Genomic DNA, 7,054 nt, shown 5'->3' on the forward strand with positions numbered 1-7,054 from the left:
TCTACTCCTCCCCGCCGGGCGCCGGTGGGGTCACCACGGCCACCCGCTCGTCCAGCCGGACCTGGTGGCCGGCCGTCACCGGGAGCTCGGTGACCGTCCCCGCGACCGGGGCGGTCAGCACGTGCTCCATCTTCATCGCCTCGACGACGAGCAGCGGGGTCCCCGCTGCCACCTCGTCGCCGAGGGACACCCGCACCACGGTCACCGTTCCCGGCATCGGGGCGGTCACCGTGCCGTCGGACCCGGCAGCGGCGTCCAGGGGCGCTAGCCGCTCGTGCTCACGCAGCGCCGCGACGTGGCCGTCGACGGCCAGCCAGACGGTGCCCGCGGCGTGCACCGCGGTGACGTGGGTGGTCACGTCGTCCAGGGTCACGGCGAGCAGGTCGTCGTCCCGGCGGACCCGGGCGGCCATCGGGGCGCCGTCCGCGACCTGGACCTCGGCCGCAGCGGCCCGGCCGCGCACCCGGACGGTCACCGGCTCTCCGCCGGTCGCCTGCAGCCGCCGGACGGTCCAGGCCGGCTCCCCCAGCCGCCAGCCGGAGGTGTCGTCCCACGGGTCGGCGGCCCGGGCCGGCTCGGCCTCGAGCAGCAGGGCCAGCGCCGCGGCCGCGTAGACGTGCGGCGGGGGCGGGTCGGCGCGGGTCAGCGCCTCACCCCGCCGCTCGATCAGCCCGGTGTCCAGCCGGCCCGCGACGACGTCGGGGTCGCTCAGCAGGTCGCGCAGGAACGTGGTGTTGGTGGCCACGCCGAGGACGGCGGTGTCGCCGAGGGCGGAGACCAGCCGCGCCCGGGCGGTCTCCCGGTCCGGCCCCCAGGCGATGACCTTGGCCAGCATCGGGTCGTAGTCGGTGCCGACGACCCCGCCCACCCGCAGCGAGCTGTCGACCCGGATCCCCGGGCCGGACGGCTCGAGCAGCCCGACGACGTCCCCGGCCTGCGGCAGGAACCCGCGGACCGGGTCCTCGGCGTAGACCCGGGCCTCGACGGCGTGCCCGTCCAGGACGACGTCGCTCTGCCCGATCGGCAGCCGCTCCCCCGCCGCGACCCGGACCTGCAGCTCCACCAGGTCCAGCCCGGTGACGCACTCGGTGACCGGGTGCTCGACCTGCAGCCGGGTGTTCATCTCCAGGAAGAAGAAGTCGCTCGGGTTGCCGGCGTCGACGATGAACTCCACCGTGCCCGCGCCGGTGTAGCCGACCGCCCGGGCCGCCTCGACCGCCGCGCCGCCCATCCGGGCCCGCATGCCGGTGGTCAGCAGCGGCGAGGGCGCCTCCTCGATGACCTTCTGGTGCCGGCGCTGCAGGCTGCACTCGCGTTCCCCGAGGTGGACGACGGTGCCGTGCGTGTCGCCGAAGACCTGCACCTCGATGTGCCGGGAGTTCCCGAGGTAGCGCTCGACCAGGAGGGTGTCGTCGCCGAAGGAGCCGCGGGCCTCCCGGCGGGCACCGGCGATCTGCTCGGCGAGCTCGTCGGGGCCGCGCACCACCCGCATGCCCTTGCCGCCGCCGCCCGCGCTGGGCTTGAGCAGGACCGGGAAGCCGACCTCGATCGCGGCCTTCGCGACCTCGTCGTCGTCCATGCCGGGTTCGGTCCGCCCGGGGACGACGGGCACGCCGGCCGCCGCGACGGTCTGCTTGGCCCGGATCTTGTCGCCCATCGCCTCGATCGCGTCGACCGGGGGCCCGATGAACACGATGCCGGCGGCGGCGCAGGCCCGGGCGAAGTCGACGTTCTCGGAGAGGAAGCCGTAGCCGGGGTGCACGGCCTGCGCGCCGGTGCGCCGGGCGGCGTCCAGCACCCGCTCGATGGACAGGTAGCTCTGCGCGGCCGGGGCCGGGCCGATCGGCACGGCGACGTCGGCCAGCCGGGTGTGCAGCGCGCCGGTGTCGGCGTCGCTGTGCACGGCCACCGAGCGGATGCCCATCCGCCGCAGGGTGCGGATCACCCGGACGGCGATCTCGCCACGGTTGGCGACCAGGACGGTCTCGAACACCTCAGGCCCCACCTTCCGCGCGGGAAGCGGACCGGCCGTCAGGCCTGGCGGGTGCTCTTCGCGAGGACGAGGTCGGCCTTGCCGACCTTGACCAGCCGGCGCTTCTTGACGGTGTACCCGGGCGGCAGGTTGCCCTCGGCGAGCGCGCGCAGCGGGCACCGGCCGCAGCGCGGCTTGTCCTGGCAGCACTTCTTCTTGGGCATCTTGGCCGACTTCCCCACGCAGTGAGGTTAGCCATGCCTTCCCTACCCGTCGAGGCGTCGGGCGTGTCGCCCGCTACGGTCAGCAGGACGTCGTCCCACCGCACCGAGGAGCAGCCATGGCCGCCGACGCCTTCGTCGAGAAGCTGAACGAGCAGATCGGCCACGAGTTCGCCGCGCACCACCAGTACATCGCCATCGCCGTGTACTTCGACGAGCTGACCATGCCGCAGATGGCGCAGCTGTTCTTCGACCAGGCGCTCGAGGAGCGCAACCACGCGATGATGATGGTGCGCTACCTGCTCGACGCCGACGCGCCGGTGGCCATCCCCGGCGTCGTCGGTCCGGTCACCTCGTTCGAGGACGTCGTGGGCCCGGTCTCGCTCGCCCTGGAGCAGGAGAAGCGGGTCACCCAGCAGATCAACGAGCTCATCGGCATCGCGCGGCGCGAGAACGACTTCTCCTCCGACCAGTTCATGCAGTGGTTCATCAAGGAGCAGGTCGAGGAGGTCAGCAAGATGAGCGACCTGCTGGCCGTCGTCCGCCGGTCCGCCCACGACGTCGAGCAGATCGAGGACTACGTCAAGCGGGAGACCGCCCCCGAGGGCGTCGACCCGACCGCGCCGCGCATCGCCGGCGTCTGATGCCTGAGGGCCGTGTTGGCCGACATGGCCCTCCGGGACGACGTCACATCCGGAAGACGCCATAGCCGACCTCCTCCAACGGGGCGTTGGCGCACGCGGACAGCGCGAGCCCGAGCACGGTCCGGGTCTGGGCGGGGTCGATGACCCCGTCGTCCCAGAGCCGGGCCGTGGCGTGGAACGGGTGACCCTGGTCCTCGTACTGGTCGCGGATCGGCGCCTTGAACGCCTCCTCGTCCTCCGCCGACCACTCCTGCCCGCGGGCCTCGAACCCGTCGCGGCGGACGGTGGCCAGCACGCTGGCCGCCTGCTCGCCGCCCATCACGGAGATGCGCGAGTTGGGCCAGGTGAACAGGAACCGCGGCGAGTACGCCCGCCCGCACATCGAGTAGTTGCCGGCGCCGAACGAGCCGCCGATGACGACGGTCAGCTTGGGCACCCGGGCGGTGGCGACCGCGGTGACCATCTTGGCGCCGTGCTTGGCGATGCCGCCGGCCTCGTAGTCGCGGCCGACCATGAACCCGGAGATGTTCTGCAGGAACAGCAGCGGGATCTTCCGGCGGTCGCACAGCTCGATGAAGTGCGCGCCCTTGAGCGCGGACTCGCTGAAGAGCACGCCGTTGTTGGCGATGATCCCCACCGGGTGGCCGTGCAGCCGGGCGAAGCCGGTGACCAGCGTCTGCCCGTAGAGCGGCTTGAACTCGGCGAACCGGCTGCCGTCGACCAGCCGGGCGATGACCTCGCGGACGTCGTAGGGCGTGCGGGTGTCGACCGGGACGACGTCGTACAGGCTCTCCGCCGGGTACACCGGCTCCTCGACCGGCTCGACGTCCCACGGGCGGTGCTCGCGCGGGCCGAGGGTGCCGACGATCTGCCGGACGATCTGCAGCGCGTGCGCGTCGTCCTCGGCCAGGTGGTCGGTCACCCCGCTGACCCGGGAGTGCAGCTCACCGCCACCGAGGTCCTCGGCGGTGACCTCCTCCCCCGTCGCGGCCTTCACCAGCGGCGGGCCGCCGAGGAAGATCGTCCCCTGGTTGCGGACGATGACCGCCTCGTCGCTCATCGCCGGCACGTAGGCACCGCCGGCGGTGCACGAGCCCAGGACGGCGGCGATCTGCGCGATCCCGGCCTTGGACAGGTTGGCCTGGTTGAAGAAGATCCGGCCGAAGTGGTCGCGGTCGGGGAAGACCTCGTCCTGGAGCGGCAGGAACGCACCGCCGGAGTCGACCAGGTAGACGCAGGGCAGCCGGTTCTGGAGGGCCACCTCCTGGGCGCGGAGGTGCTTCTTCACCGTCATCGGGTAGTAGGTGCCGCCCTTGACGGTGGCGTCGTTGGCGACGACGACGACCTCGCGCCCGGACACCCGGCCGATGCCGGTGATGATGCCGGCGGCCGGCGCGTCGCCGTCGTAGAGACCGTGCGCGGCCAGCGGGGACAGCTCGAGGAACGGGCTGCCCGGGTCGAGCAGGGCGTCGACCCGCTCCCGGGGCAGCAGCTTGCCGCGCGCGGCGTGCCGCTCACGGGCCCGCTCACCGCCGCCGAGCGCCACCCGGGCCAGCTCGTCGGCCAGCCCGGTGGCCAGCGCAGCGTGGTGCGCGGCATTGCGCGCGGCCGCCGCCGGGTCCGCCGGCGGGGCACTGGAGAGCACCGGTGCGTCCACGGGCAGAGGTTAACCACCGTTCACACTGTCGGTCCAGTGTGAACCGCGGTTAACCTCTTCGCGTGACCTCCCAGCCGGACAGCGCGCTGCACAGCGACGCGGCGAACCCCTCGCGGCGGGAGCAGATCCTGCGCGCGGCGGCCCAGCTGTTCGCCGAGCGCGGGTCCCGCGCGGTGGGGGTGGACGACGTCGGCGCGGCCGTCGGCGTCACCGGCCCGGCGATCTACCGGCACTTCGCGAGCAAGGACGCGATGCTCGCGGAGATGCTGCTGCGGATCAGCGAGCGGCTGCTGGCCGGCGGCACCGAGCGGATCGCCGCGGCCGGCGGCTCACCCGCCGCCCAGCTGCGTGCGCTGGTCGACTTCCACGTCGACTTCGCGCTGGACAACCCCGCGCTGATCACCGTGCAGGACCGGGACCTGGGGGCGTTGAGCGACCCCGACGCCCGCCGGGTGCGCCAGCTGCAGCGCAGCTACGTCGAGGAGTGGGTCGCCGTCCTCACCCGGCTGCACCCGGACGCGTCGACGGCCGCCTGCCGGGCGCGCGCGCACGCGGTGTTCGGCCTGATCAACTCCACGCCGCACAGCGCCGGCCGGCTGGCCCGCCCCGCGATGGCCGCCCTGCTCGCCGACATGGCAGTCGCCGCCGCGACTGCCAGGTGACGGGCTGGAACGGCCCCGTCCAGAGGCTCGCCCCGAGCGTGCGAGGGGGTGAGGAGGACGGGGTCCTCCCTCAGTCCGTCGGCAGGGACAGCGCCGAGCTGGCCAGGGCGTCCAACGCCGAGGACGTGCCGGCCCCGTCGGTCCAGGACGTCTCCACGATCGTCACCGTGGTGCCCTGCTGGGCACTGGCGTACTGGGCCCCCGACAGCTTCGACGGGCCGCCGTCGTAGCTGACGCCCTCGCGGAGCAGGTCGTTGACGTTGCCGCTGCCGTCGGTGTCGGCCAGCGAGCGCAGCGCCTGGGCGTTGGCGACGTCGGGCATGGTCACCCGGGACAGCGAGACGACGGCGGGCTGCCCACCGGCGTCGGCCGACCACAGCGACCGGCTCAGGCCGGTGCAGTCGGAGCTGGCGAAGAACGCGGCGACGGCGTCGTAGGCGTGCCCCTGGCAGGTTTCGTCGACCTCGACCGCGCGCAGCGTGAACGTGGTGCCGTTGACCACCTCGGTCGCCCCCACGGCCGGGCCGGCCGGGGTGGTCGGCGGGGCGGCCGCGCTGGTCGTCGCGGACGGCTGCTCGGCTCCGGCGTCGCTGCTGCCGCTGCCCAGCGCCCAGAACCCGATGCCGGCCACGACGAGCAGCAGCACGAGCGCCGCGGCCACGACCACGGCCGTGCGACGGCGGTCCGGCGCCCCGGCGTCCGCGGCGGAGCTGCCGCTGCCCGGCGGCGTGGCGCCGGCCAACGGCCGGGGCCGCAGCTCCGGCGGCAGCTCGCGCCGCCGGGACGGGGCGAAGGCCACGGTCCCGCCGTCGCCGAACAGCCCACCGATGCCGCCGGTGTCCTCGGCCGCCGGACGCGGCTCGACGGCGCCCGGTCCACCGGCTCCGGCGGTCGCAGGTCCGCCGGTCAGCGCCAGCGTGTCCCCCGCGCGGGCCGACCGCAGCTCCACCGGCACGGTGGGCTGGTACGGCGCCGGGGCGGCGGAGCGGGAGACCGCAGCGGGCACCGGCTCGGGAGCAGGCGGCGGGGGCGGCGTCGGCTGGGGTGCAGCCCGCTCCGCCTCCTCCTGCGCCTGGACGGCCGCCGCCGCGACCCGTGCCGCCGCGGCCGGGTCGACCAGCGGACCGGCCGGCGCCACGCGGTGGACCCCGGCCCCGGTCAGCGGGGCGGCGGCGACCCGGCTCGGGGAGGCGTTCAGCGCGGCGGGGGTGAGCAGGTCGGGGCGGCGGAGGACGTAGGGCGAGTACGGGAAGCCCTCGCCGTTGAGCTCCTCGACCGTCGGGGTGCGGCCGGCCACGCCGAGGGCCTCGACGGCGGCGCGCACGTCGGCCGTCGTCCAGAGCCGGGGGTTGTCGGTACCCGCGTAGCGGGCCGCCCGGGCCACGCCCAGCAGCAGGGAGCGCGGGTCGACCAGCGCGACCTGGTCGCCCTCCCCCAGGTCGCCGTCCGCGGGCAGCAGGCCGGTGACCGGGCCGGTGAGGACGGTGAGCCGGGCGATCCGGCCGGGCTCCAGCCCGGCCTTGCGGAGCGTCACGGCCGCGTCCATGCCCGCGCTCATCAGGCCCTCGAGCGGGGTGGAGCCGCCGCCGTCGAGCTGCAGGACGTCGCCGGGCCCGTCACCGGGGCCGATCGTCCAGGCGCCGTCGGCGTTGGCGGTGACGACACCGGAGTTCCGCTGCACCTCGACCACCCGGACGACGGCCACGCCCTCGGGCACGAACAGCACCGCGTCGGCCTGCCGCCGCTCCATCGGCCCCTCGACCACGGGCAGCGAGGCCACCACGGCGCCCCGCACGCCGCTGCCGGTGTCCCAGCCGGCCAGCTCGGCGAAGAGCGCACGCTCGGCAGCCGTCTGCAACGGCGTCGGCGTGAGGATCAGCACGGGCTCTCCAGGGACG

General features: G+C 74.8%; 6 protein-coding genes. 2 read left to right on the top strand and 4 right to left on the bottom strand.

The window, feature by feature from the left end; translation table 11 throughout:
• Position 1 precedes the first annotated feature (1 nt).
• Together FHL80_RS08880 and FHL80_RS08885 are read right to left on the bottom strand one after the other, a co-directional pair.
• Entirely contained in the window at positions 2-1,993 is a 1,992-nt protein-coding gene (locus FHL80_RS08880; protein ID WP_138733066.1) for an acetyl-CoA carboxylase biotin carboxylase subunit, read from the bottom strand.
• Positions 1,994-2,031: 38 nt separating this feature from the next.
• Positions 2,032-2,214, bottom strand: a complete 183-nt coding sequence (locus tag FHL80_RS08885; protein ID WP_138733067.1) for a hypothetical protein — start codon at positions 2,212-2,214, stop codon at positions 2,032-2,034.
• A 98-nt stretch (positions 2,215-2,312) separates the two neighbouring features.
• Between FHL80_RS08885 and FHL80_RS08890 the strand changes: the two genes are divergently transcribed.
• A complete protein-coding gene (locus FHL80_RS08890) occupies positions 2,313-2,837 on the top strand; it encodes a ferritin (RefSeq protein WP_138733068.1) in 525 nt (174 codons plus the stop codon).
• Between the two features lie 43 nt (positions 2,838-2,880).
• Here the strand turns inward: FHL80_RS08890 and FHL80_RS08895 are convergent, their stop codons facing one another.
• Positions 2,881-4,494, bottom strand: coding sequence for a carboxyl transferase domain-containing protein (locus FHL80_RS08895; RefSeq protein WP_138733069.1), 1,614 nt, complete (start codon positions 4,492-4,494; stop codon positions 2,881-2,883).
• 62 nt (positions 4,495-4,556) lie between these two features.
• Between FHL80_RS08895 and FHL80_RS08900 the strand changes: the two genes are divergently transcribed.
• The gene (locus tag FHL80_RS08900; RefSeq protein WP_216870544.1) at positions 4,557-5,156 is read left to right on the top strand and encodes an SACE_7040 family transcriptional regulator; all 600 of its coding nucleotides are present in this window, start codon (positions 4,557-4,559) and stop codon (positions 5,154-5,156) included.
• A 70-nt stretch (positions 5,157-5,226) separates the two neighbouring features.
• On the opposite strand, the gene FHL80_RS08905 is transcribed toward FHL80_RS08900, so the two are convergent.
• Positions 5,227-7,054, bottom strand: a 1,828-nt coding sequence (locus FHL80_RS08905) for a hypothetical protein (protein ID WP_246078563.1), incomplete at its 5' end; no start/stop codon positions are given.

Origin of the sequence: Modestobacter excelsi (genome assembly GCF_005930495.1) — a bacterium.
Lineage (GTDB): Bacteria > Actinomycetota > Actinomycetes > Mycobacteriales > Geodermatophilaceae > Modestobacter > Modestobacter excelsi.

Excerpts from the sequence above, each read along its gene's own strand:
- FHL80_RS08890 (WP_138733068.1), top strand. The coding sequence starts at position 2,313 with ATGGCCGCCGACGCCTTCGTCGAGAAGCTGAACGAGCAGATCGGCCAC.